Raw genomic sequence first — 19,538 nt, forward strand, 5'->3', positions numbered from 1 at the left:
GTATGGGTTTTAAATGTGGGATAGTAGGTTTGCCAAATGTTGGTAAATCAACCTTATTCAATGCCTTAACCAAAGCAGGAATCGAAGCGGCAAACTTTCCGTTTTGTACAATTGAGCCTAATACCGGAGTTGTGCCTGTTCCTGATATGCGCTTAGACGCATTAGCTGCAATTGTTAACCCGCAAAAAACAATAGCGACCACGATGGAATTTGTCGATATTGCTGGTTTGGTTGCAGGCGCTTCAAAAGGTGAAGGTTTAGGTAATCAGTTTTTAGCAAATATTCGTGAAACCGATGCAATCGGCCATGTGGTTCGCTGTTTTGAAAACGAAAATGTTGTGCATGTAGCGGGCAAAGTGGACCCAGCAGAAGACATTGATGTTATTAATACTGAGTTAGCTTTGGCAGACATGGACACGGCAGAAAAAGCCATATTAAGAGCCACCAAAAAAGCTAAAGGTGGCGACAAAGATGCAAAAGCCGAATTAGCTGTATTAGAAAAAATCAAACCTGCGTTAGACGAAGGCCAAATGCTCCGCTCGGTCGCTCTAAGCGATGATGAAAAAAAAGTGATCAGCCATTTTAACTTTTTAACCCTTAAGCCAACCATGTATATAGCTAATGTGAGCGAAGATGGTTTTGAGAATAATCCATATTTGGATAAAGTTAGAGCGATTGCAGAGCAAGAAAATGCCGTTGTTGTGCCTGTTTGTGCCGAGATAGAGGCTGAGCTGGCCGAGTTAGACGAAGAAGAGCGCACTGAGTTTATGGCTGATTTGGGTTTAACAGAACCAGGTTTAAACCGAGTGATCCGCGGTGGCTATCAACTATTAAACTTGCACACTTATTTTACCGCTGGTGTTAAAGAAGTCCGCGCGTGGACCATTAAAGTGAATTCTACGGCGCCACAAGCAGCTGGTAAAATTCATACGGACTTTGAAAAAGGGTTTATTCGTGCTGAAGTCATAGGTTATCAGGATTATATCGACCACCAAGGCGAAGCGGGTGCAAAAGACGCAGGTAAATGGCGTTTAGAAGGTAAAGACTATATTGTGAAAGATGGCGATGTCATTCACTTTAGATTTAATGTTTAATAGCTCTGGCTTAAAAATAGACAGTGTTTGATGCTTTTTTGACTGCTTAGATTAAAAATCGCATCAAATGCATAAAAAGTTTAAAAAAGGGGTTGACGCGTAAACCCCATATCAGCATAATACGCGCCACTCGCTGAGGCGAGGTTTAAAAAGTGGCTACATAGCTCAGCTGGTTAGAGCACAGCACTCATAATGCTGGGGTCGCAGGTTCGATTCCCGCTGTAGCCACCATTTTTTATGCGGAAGTGGCGGAATTGGTAGACGCGCTGGATTTAGGTTCCAGTACCTTCGGTGTGAGAGTTCAAGTCTCTCCTTCCGCACCAATGCTGGGGTATCGCCAAGCGGTAAGGCAGCGGGTTTTGATCCCGCCATTCCCAAGTTCGAATCTTGGTACCCCAGCCATTTTTTATACTATCCCTTTGCTGGGGTATCGCCAAGCGGTAAGGCAGCGGGTTTTGATCCCGCCATTCCCAAGTTCGAATCTTGGTACCCCAGCCATCTTAATTATCGAATTAACTTTCTAAAAACCGTTTTCCGAGCAATTAATACAATCACTAACATCCCAGAGAATGCAGTTAAATAACGCAATTCTAGGTAGATATCTGGATTAAACACAGTGCTTAGCAGTTCAAGGCTAATTATCAAATAGATAAAACGGCGCAAAAGGTTCTCGTTTAAACGACTCAACACATAACCACCTAATGGCGCACCCACAGCGACCACTAAACAAGAAGCCCACCAACTTTTTACAACGAATGCAGATAATGGCTGCGGATCTAAATAGACAAACCATAAACTGGCATACAGGGCGTTAAAAGCCATGCAAAAGACAGTGGTTGGAATGGCCTCTTTGATAGAATATTTTAATACATAGACCAAAACAAAAAAGAGTAATACATCGGCACCAGAGCCGATATTGGCCGATAAAAAGCTCCCGGCGGCACCCGCGACTAGTAGAATACTGATACGTCCAGGGTGCATATGGCGGCGTGCATGCAAGGTGTGGTTGCACAACCATATCACCCAAGCTGTTAATAAGATAAACTCGCTAAATAAAAATTTTAAAATCGCACCTTCAAGCGTCGTATAATTTAGTGCCAGCGGGATAACAAGCAAACTGATTGGTAAACAATATTTAAGCTCATGCCATAATAAAGGGATCCGGCGAGCAATAAAAAATAAGCTCGCAAAACTCATCCCAACGGCTTGAATGGCTAAGCTAAATAAACGTGCATCAGATGCATCGACAGCGAATAACTTAGTGAATACAGGGAAGGCGACAGCACCACCGCCAAGTGGCGTTAAACCAGCGACAAAAGAACCAAATAACATGGTTAAAGCTGAACCCCAATAATTTGAGTATAATTCAATTATTGCGTCTATCGGCCATTTAGAGAACCAGAATACAAAAAAAACCGATAAACAAAAAATATAGAGGTATGGCATTAATCTCAATGTGGAATCTTCCCAATAGCAAGCTTGAGTATTAACTGTTGTAAAGGTTTTATTTGTGCCGTGGTATTAAATAATATACTGCGTGCCGGTTTTAAAAAGGATAACTCCGGTTGGTTGCTGTAATATAATAAATCCATAGTGCTTGCCATGCTCTGCACGTCAAACCAACGTTTTACATTATAACTTAGCTGAAGATGCGTACGTTTGATGCCCTCTAAACCATGCTGTTTGATGAGCCGTATAAATTCTGCCGTATCTCTAAAACCTAAATTGACACCTTGGCCCGCTAATGGATGAATACTGTGTGCTGCATCGCCAATGACTAACGCTTGATTTTGCCACGGCGTTTTAACTTGGTATCTGTGTAATGGAAAGCTAGCCGCTTGAACAAAGTCAAAAGCTGGCAGGTGGTGCGTAAAAAGTTTGTTTAAGTATTGGCTTTGCTCAGCTTCACTCGATTGTTTAAGTTGTCTGACCTGTTCGGCGCTGCGATATAATATAAGGCTGGCATAGTTATCAAATAAAGGCAGTAGAGCGTGCGCGCCAGTGTTTGTAAAGGTTTGCCAAGTGTGGTCATTGACTGGGGCTGACAGCTTAACCAGAGCACAATAACAGCTCTGTGGATACTGATTACCTATACCGGCAAAACCGAGCTTATCTCTGAGATTGGAGTTAGCGCCCTCGGCAATCACCAAAAAGTCGCAGCTGAGGCTATTAAGTTCTGTTGTTAACTGCCATTGACCGTCTTTAAATTGGCTCGTTTGAATACGAGCCGGACTGACTTCTAATTCAGGCTGACGCCGAGCTGCGTCGGCAAGGTGCTGGTTTTCAACAAAACAGCCTAAATAGAGTTCATTGATGCTGGACGCATCAAACTGGCAATCACTACCCGCAACATCGCGTACACTAAGCACATTATAATATTTTAATCTTTGTGGTGTTAAGCGTTGCCATACGCCTTGTTGCTGCAACCATTTGATAGATGACAGTGAAATCGACGAGACCCGCATATCAGGTGTTTTAGCATCCATTTTAAATGGAGCGTTTTGAGGATCTAATAATAAACAGGTGTAACCAAGTTGATGAAGGGCGGCTGCTAAACTCGCACCAACCATGCCTGCACCTGAGATAACAAATTGATAATGGGATTTTTTAAAAGTCACTAAAAACCTACTGAGTGGGTTATTATGTATTTATCATAACACGCTTTTTATTTATAGGTTATGGAGGTTTTGCAATAAACGGTCCATAGCTCTATAACTAAGTGATTGAGCTAGATGGCTTTTTTTAACATCTTTTTGGCCTTCTAAATCAGCAATTGTACGAGCGACTTTGATAATTCTATGATAAGCGCGAACAGATAAAGCTAACTTTTCAATTGCTCGTTCGACAAAATCAGCATCAGACGGCGCAAGTTTAGCATGAGTGCTTAATTCACGGTTGTTTAACTGAGCATTCAATTTACCTTGCCGTGTCAATTGCAATTGATGTGCAGCCAGCACTCGTTTACGGATCACAGCGGAGCTTTCTCCTCTAAGTTTGTCGTTTTGTAGACTACCTTTGGCTAATTTAGGCACTTCGATCTGGATATCTATTCGGTCTAACAAAGGCCCCGATAACTTATTCAAATAGCGTAAGATCTGATCGGGCGTTGAGCGCATTTTTTCATCATTATAATGACCACAAGGGGAAGGGTTGAGGGCTGCAACCAACTGAAACTTGGCTGGAAACTCAACTTGACGAGCGGCTCGGCTAATTGTAATGCGAGCATTTTGTAGAGGCTCGCGCAATACCTCAAGCGATTTACGATTAAATTCGGGTAATTCGTCTAAAAATAATACGCCGTTGTGAGCTAAGGATATTTCGCCAGGTCTAGGATTACTTGAACCACCGACCAAAGCTACCGCAGAACAAGTATGGTGGGGGCTACGAAATGGTCGTTGGCGCCAATTAGTTGGGTTAAGTGTCGCCCCACAAACTGAATGTATGCTGGCACAGCTTAGTGCCTCTTCTTCGGATAATGGTGGCAAAATACCCGCTAGTCGTTCTGCCAGCATGGTTTTACCGGTTCCAGGAGGGCCCATCATTAAAATATGGTGTTGCCCGGCAGCCGCAATTTCAAGCGCTTTTTTGGCGTGCTGCTGGCCAATAACATCCATAAAATCTAACGAGGAAGATAGCCCTTGCTCTTGCTCAGGATCTTGATGTGGGAGTGCTTGCAGAGCTGGGCTCTGAGCTAAATGTTGGCAAACCTGTAATAAAGACTCAGCGCTGTAAACTTCTACGTGTTTAATGCAAGCAGCAGATAAAGCATTGCTCGGTGGTAAAATAATTGCTTTGTGGTGTTCGCGTGCAGCTATCGCGGCAGGGATCTCACCGACTATGGGTCTAAGCTCTCCTGAAAGCGCCAATTCGCCCATTAATTCGTATTTAACAATTTGGCTACTGTCAAGCTGCTCACTCGCGCCTAAAATGCCAACCGCGATGGCCAGATCGTAGCGGCCACCTTCTTTTGGTAAGTCTGCGGGTGCTAAATTGACAGTAATACGCCGATCAGGAAACTCAAATCCAGAGTTGATAATGGCACTGCGGACGCGATCACGTGCTTCTCTAACACTTGTTTCGGGTAAACCAACGATAGTAAATGCCGGCAAGCCATTCGATATATGAACCTCTATGGTGACAAGAGGTGCTTCGATAGCGACCCGGGCACGACTGTAAACTAGAGCTAAAGGCATAATCCAATTCAGCGTATCTATTTTGTATTGTTTTAAGTGTGGTCGTAAGTTGTTTAATTATCAATCTGAACTGACTGAGTATATGGCTTGCAAGCGGCTGATTGATATGCCCTAATAGAGATATACCAATTAAACAATGGAGTTAATGTGAAATTCAGCAAACCTATTCCAACCAACCTGATCACAGGTTTTTTAGGGGTTGGAAAAACGACTGCAATTAAACATTTGTTAAAACATAAACCAGAACAGGAAAACTGGGCCATTTTAGTAAATGAGTTTGGCGAAATTGGCGTTGATGGCAGCCTGTTAGAAAGTTCTGGTGCCGCGATTAAACAAGTCCCAGGCGGTTGTATGTGTTGTGTGCAAGGCGTGGGTATGCGAGTTGGTTTGAATGAGTTAATAAAACTAGAACCTGACCGCATATTGATTGAACCCACAGGCTTGGGTCACCCGAGACAGATTATGGACACTTTAACCGGTGAATATTTTGCTAAATACTTAGAGGTTAGGGCGACTATTACTATGCTTGATCCAGAGACTTTGCTGGATGAGCGTTATACTGAAAATGAAAACTTCATCGCGCAGGCCGAAATTGCCGATATGCTGGTTGCAAATAAAATAGAACAGGCCAGTGAACAAGCGATCGATGCTTTTTTAGCTTGGAGTACTCAGTACCCCAATGCGACTCAACTGGCGCAAATTAGTTTCGGTCAAATTGCGCCTGAGTGGTTAGATAGACCGGCCGAAGCTAAAGTGAACAATGTTGCGCTGAGTGCGCAACATACCCCAGAAGATAATCCAGAAATTCAAGCACTTGAACTACCAGAGCAACAAAACTGGGTAATGCGTTCGCATTTTTCCGATGACTTTTGGAGCTATGGTTGGTTGATTAGTGACAAGGTAGAATTCGAATTTAACGATTTATTAGATTGGATCACCAGTATTAAAGCCGATCGTGTTAAAGCTGTGATTAAAACAAATAAAGGGGTATTGCAAATTAATGCGGTTGGCCGCGACGTAAGATTTGAACCCAGCCAGCTTAACGGGCATGCGAAATTAGAGTTAGTGGTTCGCCGTCCGATTGACATACCCGATTTAGAGCTTATGTTGGCATAAATTAATAAAGTTATAAAAAAGTAAAAAATGTTGTTTTTAAAACTACCTTTTAATGTTTAAACAGGGTATGTTTGCCTGCAAACTGGACTGAGCGTGAGTAAATAAGTGTATGGTAGAGTCATTATTTTTGATGATCGTTAAACGCCCAATATGGTGCATTTTGTGTTGTTTATTACTTGTTTGCGGGCTCACTCTGGGAGCCAAAGACTTAGTATTCAGAGGTGATTACAAAGTGTTTTTTGCCCCAGATAATAAACAGCTTGCAACTTTTGAGCAAATGGAGGCTAGATTTAGTAAAAATGATAATGTTAGCATTATTATTGTCCCTCAGTCCGCAAATGTTTACACACCAGAAAGCTTAGCGATTATTCAAGAGGTTACTGAAGCTGCTTGGCAAATACCATTTTCTACTCGGGTCGACTCATTAACTAATTTTCAGCATACCGAAGCCGAGCAAGATGATTTATTAGTACGCCCGTTAGTGGATGAGTTTCAAGAGCATGAGATTAGTGTACAACAGGCCAAGCAGATTGAACAAATTGCACTAAATGAACCTAGTTTAATCAACCGGATAGTAGCACCAGATGGGAGTGCGAGCATGGTCAATGTGACCGTGCACTTGCCGGATGATTTGCAAAAAACTGCAAATATTATTCAAGTGGCCGAATTTGCTCGTGGTTTAAAATCGAAAATAGAAAAAAAATATTCAGACCATAAAGTGTACTTATCTGGCATAGTGATGCTGAACAATAGCCTATTTGAAGAAGCTTTAAAGGATATCTTTACCCTAGTTCCCGTGATGTTTTTATTAATCATGGTCTTGCTAGTGATTTTGCTGCGTTCTTTGTGGTTAACCTTGGCGACAGTGACAGTGATCACCTTTGCTGTGTTCTCTACAATGGGCTTTGCTGGCTGGATAGCCATCCAGTTGACGATAGCCACTATTAGTGTACCAACGGTCGTTATGACTCTGGCCGTTGCCGATAGTGTTCATGTTATTGTTTCGACACAGTATTTTTTAGCTCAAGGGAAAGATAAAACGAGCGCCATTCTGGCGGCGTTAAAAAGTAATTTAAGCCCTATTTTTATCACCAGTGCAACCACCGCGGTGGGCTTTTTAACCTTTAATTTTTCCGACGTACCTCCGCTGGTTGATCTGGGTAACTTGGTGGCCCTTGGGGTGATGTTAGCGTTTATTTTTTCGGTGACAGTGTTGCCCTCACTTTTATATTTTATTCCAATTGATAGCGCCAAAAGTAGCCAAGTTCGCCAGCAAAATTTGTGGATGCAAAAATACGCACAATGGGTTATTAAACATTATCGTCACCTATTGCCAGTGACTAGCATTGGTATTCTAGCGTTATCTGGGCTGATTTTTTTAAATCGAATTAATGATGTGCCAACGGATTATTTTGATAAAAATATAAAATTCAGGCAAGCCGCTGATTTTTCAGATGAGCATCTGACAGGGATGACGATGTTAGGCGTGGCGTTAGATACTGGCACTGGTGGTGGCATTAACAGCCCTAATTTTTTGGCAAAAGTTGAGCAGTTTGCAATTTGGATTAGAAAGCAACATGACGTCGACCATGTAGAAACACTTTCAGATACATATAAAAGACTCAATAAAAACATGCATGGTGATTTGGACGAATATTATCGTTTACCAGAGAGCCAGCCATTAGCGGCGCAGTTTTTATTATTATACGAAATGTCTCTGCCGTATGGTTTAGATTTAAATAACCAGCTAAACATAGATAAATCATCGATCCGGTTAACCATAGCGATGGACAACCTTGGTTCAAGCCGCATCCTAGAGCTAGAGTCTATGATTCATCAATGGTTTAAAACTAATGCACCTGAAGTAGAAGTAACTACTTCGAGCCCGTCATTAATGTTTGCCCATATAGGGCAAGCCAATATGCAAAGTATGTTGGTCGGCAGCGTATTAGCACTGGTTTTGATTTCTGTCTTGCTCATATTTGCGCTTAAGTCGATCCGTTACGGTTGCATTAGTTTGATACCTAATTTAGTGCCTGCAGCAATAGGTTTTGGTATCTGGGGATTGTTTCACGGGCAGATTAATTTAGGTTTATCTGTGGTGACAAGCTTATGTTTGGGCATAGTTGTTGATGACACCGTCCACTTTTTAAAAAAATATAAATTGGCCCGCGATCAAGGAAACAATGCTCAGCAGGCGGTTGAATTTGCGTTTGCAAGCGTAGGTCGTGCGCTTTGGATCACAACCTTAGTGCTTGCGAGTGGATTTTTTGTGCTTGCTCAATCAGACTTCGCATTAAATGGCGACATGGGGCTATTGACAGCACTGATTATTGTTATAGCGCTTGTGGTTGATTTTATATTTTTACCGGCATTTTTATTATTGTTTGATAAAAAACATGCAGCATCTGAGGTATCCGATTATGCAACAAATAAATAGAGCTTTGAGTTTTGCTAAATTCGTTTTAGTGAGCTGTTTATTGACTAGTTTTTCAGCACAAGCTGAAACTCCAGAAGAAAAAGGCTTACGGATTGCGCAAGAGCGTAAAGCCAGTGATCAAGGTTGGGGCAACTCTGAATCTCACACTTTGATGATTTTACGCAATGCAAGTGGAGATGAAAGCGTGCGCGAGATGCGCATCCGGGCTCTTGAAGTTTCCGGCGATGGCGATAAAGGGCTGACCATTTTTGATAAACCTAGAGATGTTGCTGGTACCCTTTTTTTGAACCACTCGCATATTAATGAAGCGGATGATCAATGGCTATATTTACCGGCGCTCAAACGTATTAAACGCATTGCTTCACGTAATAAATCAGGCCCTTTTATGGGAAGTGAGTTTTCGTATGAAGACTTAGTTTCTTTTGAAGTGGAAAAATTCACCTATAAATTTTTACGTGAAGAAGACTATCAAGTCTTTAAAACAGACGTGGTTGAGTCGATACCGACTGATAAGTATTCTGGTTATAGTAGGCAAATTAGCTGGATAGATCAAAAACATGCAAGAGTTCATAAAATTGAATTTTATGACCGTAAAAACGCGCTATTAAAAACCTTAACATTCTCTGATTACAAGTTATATAAAAACAAATTCTGGCGTGCCCATTTATCTAAAATGGTTAATCACCAAACCGGCAAAAGCACAGACTTGGTCACCGAACAGATTTCTTTTGATGTTGGGTTAGATGAAGCTGATTTTGCCCGCAATGCTTTATTGCGCATTCGCTAATGAGCTTAGGAGAAACCCATGTCTAGGATCACTACCATTATAGCAACGCTGCTGTTTAGTCAATTAACGCAAGCTGACGAATTTGATATTCGTGGTTATCTGGGTATCGAACAAAGGGTTTTTTTTGAAGACGCTGTGGTTGATGGTAAAACTCAATATCAATCGTCGATTAATGCTGAACCTGAGCTGTATTGGGCTTGGGATAGAGATAACAGTGTTACTTTTAAACCATACTTTCGGTTAGACAGCGCAGACAGTGAACGAACGCACGGTGATGTACGTGAGCTAATGTACTTGCATGTAAACGATGGCTGGGAGCTTAGAGCTGGGATAGGTAAAGTTTTTTGGGGGGTGACAGAGACAGTTCATTTGGTTGATGTGATTAACCAAAATGATACGGTTGAAGCGATTGATGGTGAAGATAAGTTAGGCCAACCTATGGTGCAGCTTTCGCTGTTAAAAGATTGGGGAGTATTGGACCTATTTGTTTTACCTGGCTTTCGCGAGCGTATTTTCCCCGGCCGTGACGGGCGACTTGCTGGTCAAGTGCCGATTAATCAAGATGCGGCTCAATATGAGTCAGATGAAGGGCAAAACCACATAGATTTTGCGGCCAACTGGCGCTACATGTTTGACGATGTTGACGTGAGCTTGAATTGGTTTAACGGAACGTCACGGGAGCCTTATTTGTTATTAAATGAGTCTCCTGAAGTTGGCCCAGAAGGCGAGCTAATCCCATTTTATCCGCAGATCACCCAGTTTGGCGCAGTCGCTCAGTATGTTTATCAAGATTGGTTGTGGAAACTAGAATCAGTGAATCGAGCGGGTGATTTTATTGATGATCATAATGCGATTGTTGGTGGATTTGAATACACTCTCGTTGGGCTTGCCGGCAGCTATTTAGATTTAGGTTTAATTGCCGAATATGCTTGGGATGAACGAGGCGCCGATAGCTTTCAGGTGGTTGCACAAAACGATATTTCGGTGGCAGCACGGCTAACCTTTAACGACATTGATTCCAGCGAATTGTTGTTAGGTTTTACTCAAGATCTGGATCGCAGTGGCAGTTTGGCGTTATTCGCCGAAGGATCTACACGCATTGGAGAGTCTGGTAGCTTAAATATAGACGTATGGCTATTTAGCGCCGATGATCTTAGCGATCCTGTTTATGCCTATCGCTCAGATGACTTTCTGCAGATAAGCTACCAGTATTATTTTTAATTAACTTTTTTTAGCGGTGTAATGTTTTTTTCGTCGTCTGCAGGTTCAGCAAAATCAAGTTTGCTGAGCTCTTCTGTTTTGCCTTTAAAGGCTTTTGTGAAGAGATCTTTATTGCGGGCAATAAGACGACCTATATCGTCTAACTTTTGCTCTTCGATGTCAGCTATATTTTCACCGATAGCCGCAGCAATGGCTTCGGCCAGCTCTAACATCTGATCATGCGCATCTGCTTCTTTTTTACTGGTAAACATTTTTCCGTCCCGATCACATTGCCAAAGTGCTTTAACACCCATGATTGCCTCCGATACTGGTTAAATTTACAGTTATCTTATCGGTAGGTTTTGCTTTTGTACAGAGATTTATATTAAAGTGAAGAAAAAAACAGCGTTTTGTCAAAAAAATATCTCGTAAGCAAGACATAAGGCGTAAACTTAATTAAAGTGCGCGCTTCAGCGTTTAGGTATAATTGGAAAGGTCAGTGAAAGCCGAACAAAATAAAGTAGCGAAAGCCGATTTAGATGCTCTGCATAGAATATTTACCGTGCCAGAAGCTCCAGATTCAACACTGGGTAAAATAGAAGCCGAGATTTCTGTTAATCTTGCTGGTTTTTTAAATGAACGCTTAGTCGCTAAAGCTATTTCGTTAGCAGATATAGAAGAAGATTTTAAAAAAGCGGTGATCCCAGAACAGCCTACTTTTGTTTCTGAACACACTCAATTTTTGCTCGATAAGCTGGTTGCACAGTCGGTGCACACAGCAGCGCCAGGGTTTATTGGTCATATGACGTCAGCGTTGCCTTATTTTATGTTGCCGTTATCAAAAATCATGATTGCGTTAAACCAAAATCTGGTAAAAATTGAAACATCTAAAGCGTTTACACCGTTAGAACGGCAAGTTCTTGGCATGATGCACGCGCTTATTTATGAGCAACCTGAGGCGTTTTACCAAAGTTATATGCACTCTGAAAACCATTCATTGGGGGCTTTTTGTTCGGGTGGTACCATTGCCAATATTACGGCTTTGTGGGTTGCTCGAAATCGTTTATTTCAGCCAAGCAAGGACTTTGCTGGAGTGGCTCAGACTGGTTTATTTAAAGCCATGCGCCATTTTGGTTACCAAGGTTTAGCCATTTTAGTATCGCGCCGGGGCCATTATTCTATCAGCAAAGCGGCCGATTTATTAGGAATTGGGCGTGATGAATTGATTGCAATTGACGTGGATGAAAACGACAAAGTGCTCGTTGAGCAAATGCGAGATAAAGCAAAACAATTAGAGCGTGACAATATTAAAGTCATGGCGATTGTCGGGGTTGCTGGTACCACAGAAACTGGTAGTGTGGATCCGTTAAATGAGTTAGCCGAATTGTCTTGCGAACTCAACTGCCATTTTCATGTTGACGCAGCTTGGGGTGGTGCCACCTTGTTTTCAAATAAATACCGACATTTATTAGCGGGTATTGAACGAGCTGATAGTGTGACCATAGATGCTCATAAACAAATGTATGTGCCTATGGGGGCGGGTATGGTGCTATTCAAAAGCCCGAATTTGGCCCGTGAAATAGAACACCATGCCGAATATGTGTTGCGTAAAGGCTCAAAAGACCTTGGCGCGCACACACTGGAAGGGTCGCGACCTGGCATGGCGATGCTGGTATTTTCAGCATTAAATATTTTAGGTCGAGCCGGTTATCAGTTATTGATCGATAGAAGTATCGAGCAAGGCCAATATTTTGCCGAGTTGATACAAAAACATGATGACTTTGAGCTTATTTCAGCACCAGAGCTGTGTATTTTAACATACCGCTACGTACCGTTTGAAGTACGACATTTATTAGAAACCGGGCCGCAAAAGTTGGTCGAGCAGCTAAATGTTCAAATAGATGACTTGACTCGCTTTATTCAAAAACGTCAGCGTGAAGCTGGGAAGTCGTTTGTTAGCCGTACCCGAATTAATGTATCTAGGTATGATGGCCAAGTGGTTACAGTATTTCGGGTCGTTTTGGCCAATCCGTTAACGACTCAGAAAATTTTAAATGATATTCTGATCGAGCAAAAAGCATTAGCAGAACAAAGTGAAATCGCCCTGCCAAATATCTATAAGTTGCTTGCTGAAAGCCAGAACGGCGAAACAGGGCGCAGGCAGATCAAACAAACAGGATAGCGAATGCAGTTTCACCCATTATTACAGGTGCGTTTAAATCAATATATAGAGCAGCAGAGTGCACCAGTGAGTTATGTTCAATTGTGCCAAGATATGGCTATTCAAGGCTTAGAGGCAGAAGCCGAGTTACAGGCTTGTTTGACGCATATGCAAGCTGAAGGCGAAATTTTATTAAATCGTAATAACGAGTACGCAACGCCAGCAATGGAAGGTTTGTTCGTTGGCGAAGTGATAGGTCACAGGGATGGGTTTGGCTTTTTAAAATTGCCCTATGGTAATAAAGACCTTTATATCCCAAATTCACAAATGCATTTAGTTTTGCATGGTGACAGAGTATTAGCCAAGCTCTCTAGTCGAGAAAGTCGCGGGCGTAAAGAAGCTAAAATTATCCGTGTATTAAAACCACGAAACCAGCCGATAGTTGGCCGCTTTTATAAAGAGCATGGGCTTGGATTCGTGATCCCAGACGATAGCCGGATTAATCAAGAGATAGTGATAGAGGAAGCTGACAACAAGGGTGCTCGTAATGGCCATATGGTGGTGGTTGAGATTAAGTCCCGTCCTTCGCGCTCACGAAACGCTTCAGGTGTTATCAGCGAAGTGCTAGGGGAACATATGGCGCCTGGTATGGAAATTGAAGTGGCAATGCGAAAATATGAAATTCCGCATGAATGGCCTAAAGCTGTTACAAATTACGTTGAAAAATTATCAGACGAAGTGCCAGAATCAGCTAAATCAAACCGTGTAGACTTGCGAGATTTACCCCTAGTGACCATTGATGGCGAAGATGCGAGGGACTTTGATGATGCGGTTTACTGCGAGAAAAAAGCCGCAGGGGGATGGCGCTTATGGGTCGCAATTGCCGATGTGAGCAGTTATGTAAAAAAAGGTTCAGCGTTAGATAACGAAGCTGAGTTGCGTGGCACTTCAGTTTATTTTCCAGAACAAGTGGTGCCAATGCTGCCAGAAAAATTGTCGAATGGATTGTGCTCAATAAACCCGCAAGTTGATCGTCTATGCATGGTGTGTGAAATGACGATTAGTGCGCGAGGCCGATTATCCGGTTATCAATTTTACCAGGCCGTGATGCGCTCTCATGCTCGCCTAACCTATACCAAGGTTGATCGCATGTTACGGGGCGACGAAGCATTGATTGAACGATATCAGTCTTTGCATCCACATATTGTTGAACTGCATAACATGTACCAAGCGCTAAAAAAAATGCGCTCTGAACGAGGTGCTATTGAGTTTGAAACCCCTGAAGCTAAATTTATTTTTAATGCACAGCGTAAAATTGAATCAGTTGAGCTAGTTGTTAGAAATGATGCACATAAAATTATCGAAGAATGTATGATTCAGGCGAATGTATCTGCGGCTCGCTTTTTAGAAAAAAATAATGCGCAGGCACTTTTTCGTACTCATGATGCACCAGGCGAAGAAAAACTTTCACAACTGGTTGGCTTTTTAGCCGAGCTAGGTATCGAAGTACCGTTTAATAAAGCAGTTAAACCCGCTGATCTAAAGGCTATCGCAGATAAAATTCAAGGGCGACCCGATCAAGAGCTCATTGAAACCATGATCTTACGCAGTATGAAACAAGCCATTTATAGCAGTGAAAACAGTGGCCACTTTGGTTTGGCTCTACCTGCGTATGCGCATTTTACATCGCCTATTCGCCGTTATCCCGATTTAGTAGTGCACAGAGCTATTAAATCTGTCCTTAAAAAACAAGGCGCGTTGGCGAAAAAATCGGGTGAATACGCTTATAGTGAAGAGGAAGTTGACGAGTTAGGCATACATACGTCAATGACAGAGCGTAGAGCCGACGAAGCCACCCGTGATGTTGCGAGTTGGTTGAAATGTGAATTTATGCAGGACCATATCGGCGAAGTTTATATGGGAACAGTATCCGCGGTGACCAGTTTTGGTTTTTTTGTGCGTTTAGATGAGCTGTTTATTGAAGGTTTGGTTCATGTGAGTAATTTAAATAAAGACTTTTATATTTACGACGCGACCAAACATCGCCTAATCGGTGAGCATAAACGAAAGGTATATAAATTAGGTGATCGGCTTAAAGTGCAGGTGGCTAGCGTTAATCTGGAAGATAAAAAAATCGACTTTAATCTTATGGATGGAGATTCTGCGCCAGGCGATCAACAGCAAAAACAAAAACCAGCAAAAACGACTCGTGGCAGTAAAACTCAACAGATGATGGAAGCTGAACCTAAAACTGCGCCAAAAGGCGTCAGCGGTAAAAAGAAACGATCCAAAAATAAACCTAAAGCAGCTAAAAAAGCCGCTCGAAAATCCAATAAACCCTCGCGTGCAGCGCGTAAAAAAGCGAACAAATAGTGGAGTAGACTTTGAGTAAATCTGAACAAATTTATGGCATTCATGCGTTAGAGGCCATGTTAGTGAATTCGCCTGAACGAGTGATAGAAGTCTTTTGTTTAAAAGGTCGCAATGATGACAGAGTCAACCACATTATTAACCAACTGAGAAAAAACGGCATTTCGGTTCAATTTTGTCAACGTAAAGCGTTAGACGATAAAAGTCGTGGAGAACAGCATCAAGGGGTTGTTGCTAGGGTCAAAGCAGCGCCTCAGTTGACTGAAAATGATTTGTCTGAGCTGTTAGAATCACTTCAGCGACCCGCATTTTTGTTGGTGTTAGACGGGGTAACAGATCCACACAATATAGGTGCCTGCCTGCGAACTGCAGATGCCGCCGGTGTTGATGCAGTCATTGTCCCGAAAGATAAATCTGGTGGGCTGACTGCGGTCGCTAAAAAAGTAGCTTGTGGTGCAGCTGAGACAGTGCCTTTTATTCAGGTTACCAATTTGGCTCGAACCTTAAAAGATATTCAACAGCAAGGCGTTTGGGTCGTTGGCACTGCAGGTGAAGCCACTCAAACCCTTCATGAATTTAAATTTACCGGTGCCACAGCTTTAGTCATGGGAGCTGAAGGCAGTGGTATGCGTCGGTTAACACGAGAGACCTGTGATGAGCTCATTTCTATCCCAATGGCCGGACAAGTTTCAAGTTTGAATGTGAGTGTTGCAACTGGCGTTTGTTTATTTGAAATGCGTCGGCAGCTTGATTTAAGTTAAATTTTGATGGCGGCGCAGTATTATCGCAATGGTCCAATTCACCGCCGAGGTAATGTCGATTTTTCGATATTGCGGAAAAAGTTTTTGTTTCGAAGTATTCAAGTTGGGCATTGGGTACAGCCTGCTGAACGCATTAAAGCCGCAAATTTGATTTATGATGCGTTATCTGACCTCCAGCTCATTTTAGGCGTACCCAGTGAAGTGATCTCGTTGCGCGGCAATTTAAGCTTAGCTTATGGCACAGGTGGGCAATTAGGTGTGCAAGCGCATTATGAGCCCGGGCGTCGTTTGTTAGCTCTGGCCAAAAATGCTGGTGGTGGTGCTCTGGCACACGAGTGGTTTCATGCTTTTGACCATTATATGAGCGATAAAATGTTTATTTTGCCTAAACATGCTTTTGCTTCGCACGCATGGTTGTTAGATAGTCAGTTAATAAAGCACCCACTCAATGTCAGCTTAGCTAAAGTGTATCAAACAATATTTTTGCAAAACGACAGTGGTGAAGTGAGCGAGTTGTTTACTCGCTCCGCCACCATTGATCGTCGATTAAAACAAGTTTATTTTGCCCGTCCCGAAGAGATGTCAGCGCGCTGTTTTGAAGCTTGTATACAGGGGCAATCATTAAAAAACTCCTTTTTAGTCAGCGGCACTATGCAAAGTGAACCGGCAAAATTGGGGCTTTATCCTGACGCTACCCACCGCCAGCAGTTAGCGAAGCAATTCGTAGCTTACTTTTCTGCTTTAGGGACTGAGCTTAAGGCAGCTATAAATGTGTCGTAAGCATGCGTTTTGTCTATCCCCAACAGCTCCAGATAGCTATGCAGGTTAGTGGATTTTGCAGTGGCCTGAGTCGAGTTTTTTAAACTCGCGTATTGGTTAAAAAATTGGCAAATAAGAGCTTGCTCATGACGTTCAAATACCAGTTCAGCTTGTAGTAGGCTTTGTTTACCCGCGCTATCCGGCGGTACGTACTGAGCGCACCACGCCCGTCTTAACATTCGCTGAGGTTGGGTAAATTGAGACGAAAAAGCGGTAATTTGTTGATGTAATTGTTCAACTTTAGCCGCAGGTAATTGGTAGCTCAAGGTATCCAACCAACTTAATAATAATAATAAGTTAACATTCGCTTGATGGGCGTCTTGCCAACTTAAACAAATCTCTTTTATTTGCTTTTTGCCATAAATGGCTAAACTGTATTGCCAAGCGTCTGTGACTAAAAAGGTTAACTGTGGCATTTACTCCTCGTCAAACTCTGTTTCTGCTTGTTGAATAGCCTCTTCCGCTTCCATCCAATCATTTTCGAGTGTTTCTATACGGTTTTTTAGGCCCGCTTGCTGCTGAATTAAGTCGGTTAGCTGTGTTTTGTTCTCATCAGTATATAAATTTGTATCTGCAAGTAATAGCTCAATTTGTTCCATTTTTGTTTGTTCTGTCTCAAGCTGTTGCATCAATTTTTCAGCTTTTTGTTTTAGTGGCCTAAGTTTTTTTCTTTGCTCAGCTTGCTGGCGTTTTTGTTCTTTGCGGTTTTGTGCTGAATGTTCTTTAACTGCTTTGTTTTCGCTTTCGCTTGGATTGACTTTTTGTTGTTCTTTTAACCAGTTTTCGTAATCGTCTAAATCGCCGTTAAATGCCTCAACTTTTCCTTCTGCAACCAGATAAAATTCGTCACAGGTGCTGCGTAAAATATGACGGTCGTGCGATACAATTAACATGGCTCCGTCAAAGGTTTGCAGTGCCATACTTAGAGCATGACGCATATCTAAATCAAGGTGGTTAGTGGGTTCATCCAGGAGTAATAAATTAGGCTTTTGCCATACGAGTAATGCCAGCACTAGACGGGCCTTTTCGCCACCGGAAAAAGGGCCTACAGGGTTATCAGCCTGCTCTCCTGAAAAAGCAAAACTTCCTAGGTAGTCACGTAATTTTTGCTCACTTTCAGTTGGACTTAAGCGTTGTAAATGGAGTAGTGCGCTGGCGTTTTCATCTAATTGTTCGAGTTGGTGCTGCGCAAAATAACCTAATTTTAAACCGGCACTGGCAACCACTTCACCTTGCAACGGGTTAAGATCTTGGGCCAGTAATTTAATCAAAGTTGATTTACCAGCGCCATTGCGGCCTAATAAACCAATCCGGCTGCCAGGTACTAAATTAAGGTTAATTTGTTTTAATACTGGTGAGCTTATGTCATAGCCGGCTTGGGCTTGCTCTATTCTTAATAGAGGGTTAGGCAGCTTATCGGCTGCACGAAAACTAAATTTAAATTGCGAGTCACTATGTGCAGGTGCAACTTCTTCCATGCGTGCAAGTGCTTTGACGCGAGATTGGGCTTGTTTGGCTTTGCTGGCTTTGGCTTTAAAGCGATCGATAAACGCTTGCATATGAGCTTTTTCTCGTTGTTGTCGCTCAAACTGGGCCTGCTGCTGAGCCAGCTTTTCCGCTCGTTGTTTTTCAAATGCACTGTAGTTACCGCTATAGCTATGAATCTTTTGATTTTCGATATGCAAAATATGACTGCAAACCTGATCTAAAAAATCTCTATCGTGAGAAATTGTAATTAAAGTACCTGGGTAGCTGATTAAAAATCTGGCCAACCAGATCACGGCATCTAAATCTAGGTGGTTTGTAGGTTCATCTAACAATAAAAGGTCAGAACGACATAAGAGTGCTTGAGCTAGATTTAGACGCATTCGCCAACCACCAGAAAAGTCTTTGACTGAGAAACTTTGCTGCTCAGTGCTAAAGCCAAGTCCATTAAGCAGTTGGCCAGCTCGCGCATAAATACTATAACCCTGTATTTGCTCCATTTTACTGTAAAGCTCTGCTAACTTTTCACCTTGTTGAGCCTGTTCTGCTTGTTCAATTGCTCGTTCTAATTCGCGATATTCTTGATCGCCGTCTATTACATATTCAGTTGCGCTTTTATTTAGTGCGGGGGTTTCTTGTTTAACGTGGGCTTGTACCCAATGCTGTGGTAATTGTGCCTCACCGGCATCTACTTGCAAGTGCCCTTGCAAAAGCGCAAATAAACTGGATTTTCCGCACCCATTTCGTCCGACTAGGCCGACTTTTTGCCCAGGCTGTATTTTGGCTGAGGCTTGCTCAAATAAAAACGATTGACCACGTTGTAATGAAAAATGTGTTAAGCTGATCATAAAATAACTGTTAGAAAGTGATGCCCTTATCATACAGAAGAGGCAAACAACTGGGTATATATGCGACAAAAAAAACGTTTTATTGCGGGGGCTGTCTGCCCAAAATGCAAACAACAAGATACCTTGATGCTATTTTTTGAGCAGGGGGTTGAGCAAATTGAGTGTGTTGAATGTGGCCATCAGCAAAGTCAAACATCCAATGAGGTTAAACAAGCTTCAGGCGCTCAAAGTCAAGTGATTGGTTTGTTCAAACCTGAATAAGAT

Annotated in this window: 16 protein-coding genes and 4 tRNA genes; 14 read left to right on the forward strand and 6 right to left on the reverse strand. The window is 42.4% G+C overall.

The window, feature by feature from the left end; translation table 11 throughout:
- Positions 1-2: 2 nt before the first annotated feature.
- The 5 genes from ychF to C727_RS0103855 all read left to right on the forward strand — a co-directional run bounded on the left by ychF (position 3) and on the right by C727_RS0103855 (position 1,592).
- Positions 3-1,094 carry a redox-regulated ATPase YchF gene (gene ychF / locus C727_RS0103835; RefSeq protein WP_017444307.1) on the forward strand — a complete coding sequence of 364 codons (1,092 nt, stop codon included), beginning with the start codon at positions 3-5 and terminating at the stop codon, positions 1,092-1,094.
- A 154-nt stretch (positions 1,095-1,248) separates the two neighbouring features.
- Positions 1,249-1,325 (forward strand) — tRNA-Met (locus C727_RS0103840).
- An 8-nt stretch (positions 1,326-1,333) separates the two neighbouring features.
- Positions 1,334-1,417, forward strand: a tRNA-Leu gene (locus C727_RS0103845).
- 4 nt (positions 1,418-1,421) lie between these two features.
- A tRNA-Gln gene (locus tag C727_RS0103850) sits at positions 1,422-1,496 on the forward strand.
- Positions 1,497-1,517: 21 nt separating this feature from the next.
- A tRNA-Gln gene (locus C727_RS0103855) sits at positions 1,518-1,592 on the forward strand.
- Between the two features lie 6 nt (positions 1,593-1,598).
- Here C727_RS0103855 and C727_RS0103860 read toward each other — a convergent pair.
- Genes C727_RS0103860 through C727_RS0103870 form a run of 3 tightly spaced genes read right to left on the reverse strand, consistent with a single transcriptional unit; the run spans position 1,599 to position 5,287 of the window.
- The gene (locus C727_RS0103860) at positions 1,599-2,540 is read right to left on the reverse strand and encodes a sulfite exporter TauE/SafE family protein (RefSeq protein WP_017444308.1); all 942 of its coding nucleotides are present in this window, start codon (positions 2,538-2,540) and stop codon (positions 1,599-1,601) included.
- Positions 2,541-2,545: 5 nt separating this feature from the next.
- Positions 2,546-3,712: an FAD-dependent monooxygenase gene (locus C727_RS0103865; RefSeq protein ID WP_017444309.1), complete on the reverse strand. Its 1,167-nt coding sequence runs from the start codon at positions 3,710-3,712 to the stop codon at positions 2,546-2,548.
- Between the two features lie 51 nt (positions 3,713-3,763).
- A complete protein-coding gene (locus tag C727_RS0103870) occupies positions 3,764-5,287 on the reverse strand; it encodes a YifB family Mg chelatase-like AAA ATPase (protein ID WP_017444310.1) in 1,524 nt (507 codons plus the stop codon).
- Positions 5,288-5,434: 147 nt separating this feature from the next.
- Between C727_RS0103870 and C727_RS0103875 the strand changes: the two genes are divergently transcribed.
- From C727_RS0103875 to C727_RS0103890, 4 genes are all read left to right on the forward strand, one after another.
- Positions 5,435-6,403 carry a CobW family GTP-binding protein gene (locus tag C727_RS0103875; protein ID WP_017444311.1) on the forward strand — a complete coding sequence of 323 codons (969 nt, stop codon included), beginning with the start codon at positions 5,435-5,437 and terminating at the stop codon, positions 6,401-6,403.
- A 232-nt stretch (positions 6,404-6,635) separates the two neighbouring features.
- Complete coding sequence (locus C727_RS0103880; protein ID WP_017444312.1) at positions 6,636-8,843, forward strand: efflux RND transporter permease subunit; 2,208 nt, start codon at positions 6,636-6,638, stop codon at positions 8,841-8,843.
- Positions 8,827-9,630, forward strand: a complete 804-nt coding sequence (locus tag C727_RS0103885) for an outer membrane lipoprotein-sorting protein (RefSeq protein WP_017444313.1) — start codon at positions 8,827-8,829, stop codon at positions 9,628-9,630. The genes C727_RS0103880 and C727_RS0103885 overlap by 17 nt, the downstream gene beginning before the upstream one ends.
- A gap of 18 nt (positions 9,631-9,648) precedes the next feature.
- Positions 9,649-10,851, forward strand: a complete 1,203-nt coding sequence (locus C727_RS0103890; RefSeq protein ID WP_017444314.1) for a hypothetical protein — start codon at positions 9,649-9,651, stop codon at positions 10,849-10,851.
- Here C727_RS0103890 and C727_RS0103895 read toward each other — a convergent pair.
- Positions 10,848-11,144, reverse strand: a complete 297-nt coding sequence (locus C727_RS0103895) for a YebG family protein (protein ID WP_017444315.1) — start codon at positions 11,142-11,144, stop codon at positions 10,848-10,850. The two genes, C727_RS0103890 and C727_RS0103895, sit on opposite strands and share 4 nt — an antisense overlap.
- Positions 11,145-11,329: 185 nt before the next feature.
- Between C727_RS0103895 and panP the strand changes: the two genes are divergently transcribed.
- From panP to C727_RS0103915, 4 genes are read left to right on the forward strand one after another with little or no spacing between them, the layout of a single operon-like run.
- The gene (panP, locus tag C727_RS0103900; protein WP_017444316.1) at positions 11,330-13,012 is read left to right on the forward strand and encodes a pyridoxal-dependent aspartate 1-decarboxylase PanP; all 1,683 of its coding nucleotides are present in this window, start codon (positions 11,330-11,332) and stop codon (positions 13,010-13,012) included.
- Positions 13,013-13,015: 3 nt separating this feature from the next.
- The gene (rnr, locus tag C727_RS0103905; RefSeq protein WP_017444317.1) at positions 13,016-15,364 is read left to right on the forward strand and encodes a ribonuclease R; all 2,349 of its coding nucleotides are present in this window, start codon (positions 13,016-13,018) and stop codon (positions 15,362-15,364) included.
- Positions 15,365-15,375: 11 nt separating this feature from the next.
- Positions 15,376-16,122 (forward strand): 23S rRNA (guanosine(2251)-2'-O)-methyltransferase RlmB, encoded by a 747-nt coding sequence (gene rlmB / locus C727_RS0103910; protein WP_017444318.1) that lies wholly within the window; start codon positions 15,376-15,378, stop codon positions 16,120-16,122.
- Positions 16,123-16,128: 6 nt separating this feature from the next.
- The gene (locus tag C727_RS0103915; RefSeq protein ID WP_017444319.1) at positions 16,129-16,902 is read left to right on the forward strand and encodes a CLCA_X family protein; all 774 of its coding nucleotides are present in this window, start codon (positions 16,129-16,131) and stop codon (positions 16,900-16,902) included.
- Here C727_RS0103915 and C727_RS17915 read toward each other — a convergent pair.
- Both C727_RS17915 and C727_RS0103925 read right to left on the reverse strand, forming a co-directional pair.
- Entirely contained in the window at positions 16,851-17,357 is a 507-nt protein-coding gene (locus C727_RS17915; protein ID WP_017444320.1) for a TIGR02444 family protein, read from the reverse strand. The two genes, C727_RS0103915 and C727_RS17915, sit on opposite strands and share 52 nt — an antisense overlap.
- Entirely contained in the window at positions 17,358-19,274 is a 1,917-nt protein-coding gene (locus C727_RS0103925) for an ATP-binding cassette domain-containing protein (protein ID WP_017444321.1), read from the reverse strand. It abuts the gene before it with no gap.
- A 60-nt stretch (positions 19,275-19,334) separates the two neighbouring features.
- On the opposite strand from C727_RS0103925, the gene C727_RS0103930 reads away from it, so the two are divergent.
- Complete coding sequence (locus tag C727_RS0103930) at positions 19,335-19,535, forward strand: YheV family putative zinc ribbon protein (RefSeq protein ID WP_017444322.1); 201 nt, start codon at positions 19,335-19,337, stop codon at positions 19,533-19,535.
- Positions 19,536-19,538: the final 3 nt, after the last annotated feature.

Origin of the sequence: Gayadomonas joobiniege G7 (genome assembly GCF_000300815.1) — a bacterium.
Taxonomy (GTDB): Bacteria; Pseudomonadota; Gammaproteobacteria; order Enterobacterales; family Alteromonadaceae; genus Catenovulum; species Catenovulum joobiniege.

Excerpts from the sequence above, each read along its gene's own strand:
- ychF (WP_017444307.1), top strand. The coding sequence starts at position 3 with ATGGGTTTTAAATGTGGGATAGTAGGTTTGCCAAATGTTGGTAAATCA.
- C727_RS0103860 (WP_017444308.1), bottom strand. The coding sequence starts at position 2,540 with ATGCCATACCTCTATATTTTTTGTTTATCGGTTTTTTTTGTATTCTGG.
- C727_RS0103870 (WP_017444310.1), bottom strand. The coding sequence starts at position 5,287 with ATGCCTTTAGCTCTAGTTTACAGTCGTGCCCGGGTCGCTATCGAAGCA.
- C727_RS0103885 (WP_017444313.1), top strand. The coding sequence starts at position 8,827 with ATGCAACAAATAAATAGAGCTTTGAGTTTTGCTAAATTCGTTTTAGTG.
- C727_RS0103890 (WP_017444314.1), top strand. The coding sequence starts at position 9,649 with ATGTCTAGGATCACTACCATTATAGCAACGCTGCTGTTTAGTCAATTA.
- C727_RS0103895 (WP_017444315.1), bottom strand. The coding sequence starts at position 11,144 with ATGGGTGTTAAAGCACTTTGGCAATGTGATCGGGACGGAAAAATGTTT.
- rnr (WP_017444317.1), top strand. The coding sequence starts at position 13,016 with ATGCAGTTTCACCCATTATTACAGGTGCGTTTAAATCAATATATAGAG.
- C727_RS0103915 (WP_017444319.1), top strand. The coding sequence starts at position 16,129 with ATGGCGGCGCAGTATTATCGCAATGGTCCAATTCACCGCCGAGGTAAT.
- C727_RS17915 (WP_017444320.1), bottom strand. The coding sequence starts at position 17,357 with ATGCCACAGTTAACCTTTTTAGTCACAGACGCTTGGCAATACAGTTTA.
- C727_RS0103925 (WP_017444321.1), bottom strand. The coding sequence starts at position 19,274 with ATGATCAGCTTAACACATTTTTCATTACAACGTGGTCAATCGTTTTTA.
- C727_RS0103930 (WP_017444322.1), top strand. The coding sequence starts at position 19,335 with ATGCGACAAAAAAAACGTTTTATTGCGGGGGCTGTCTGCCCAAAATGC.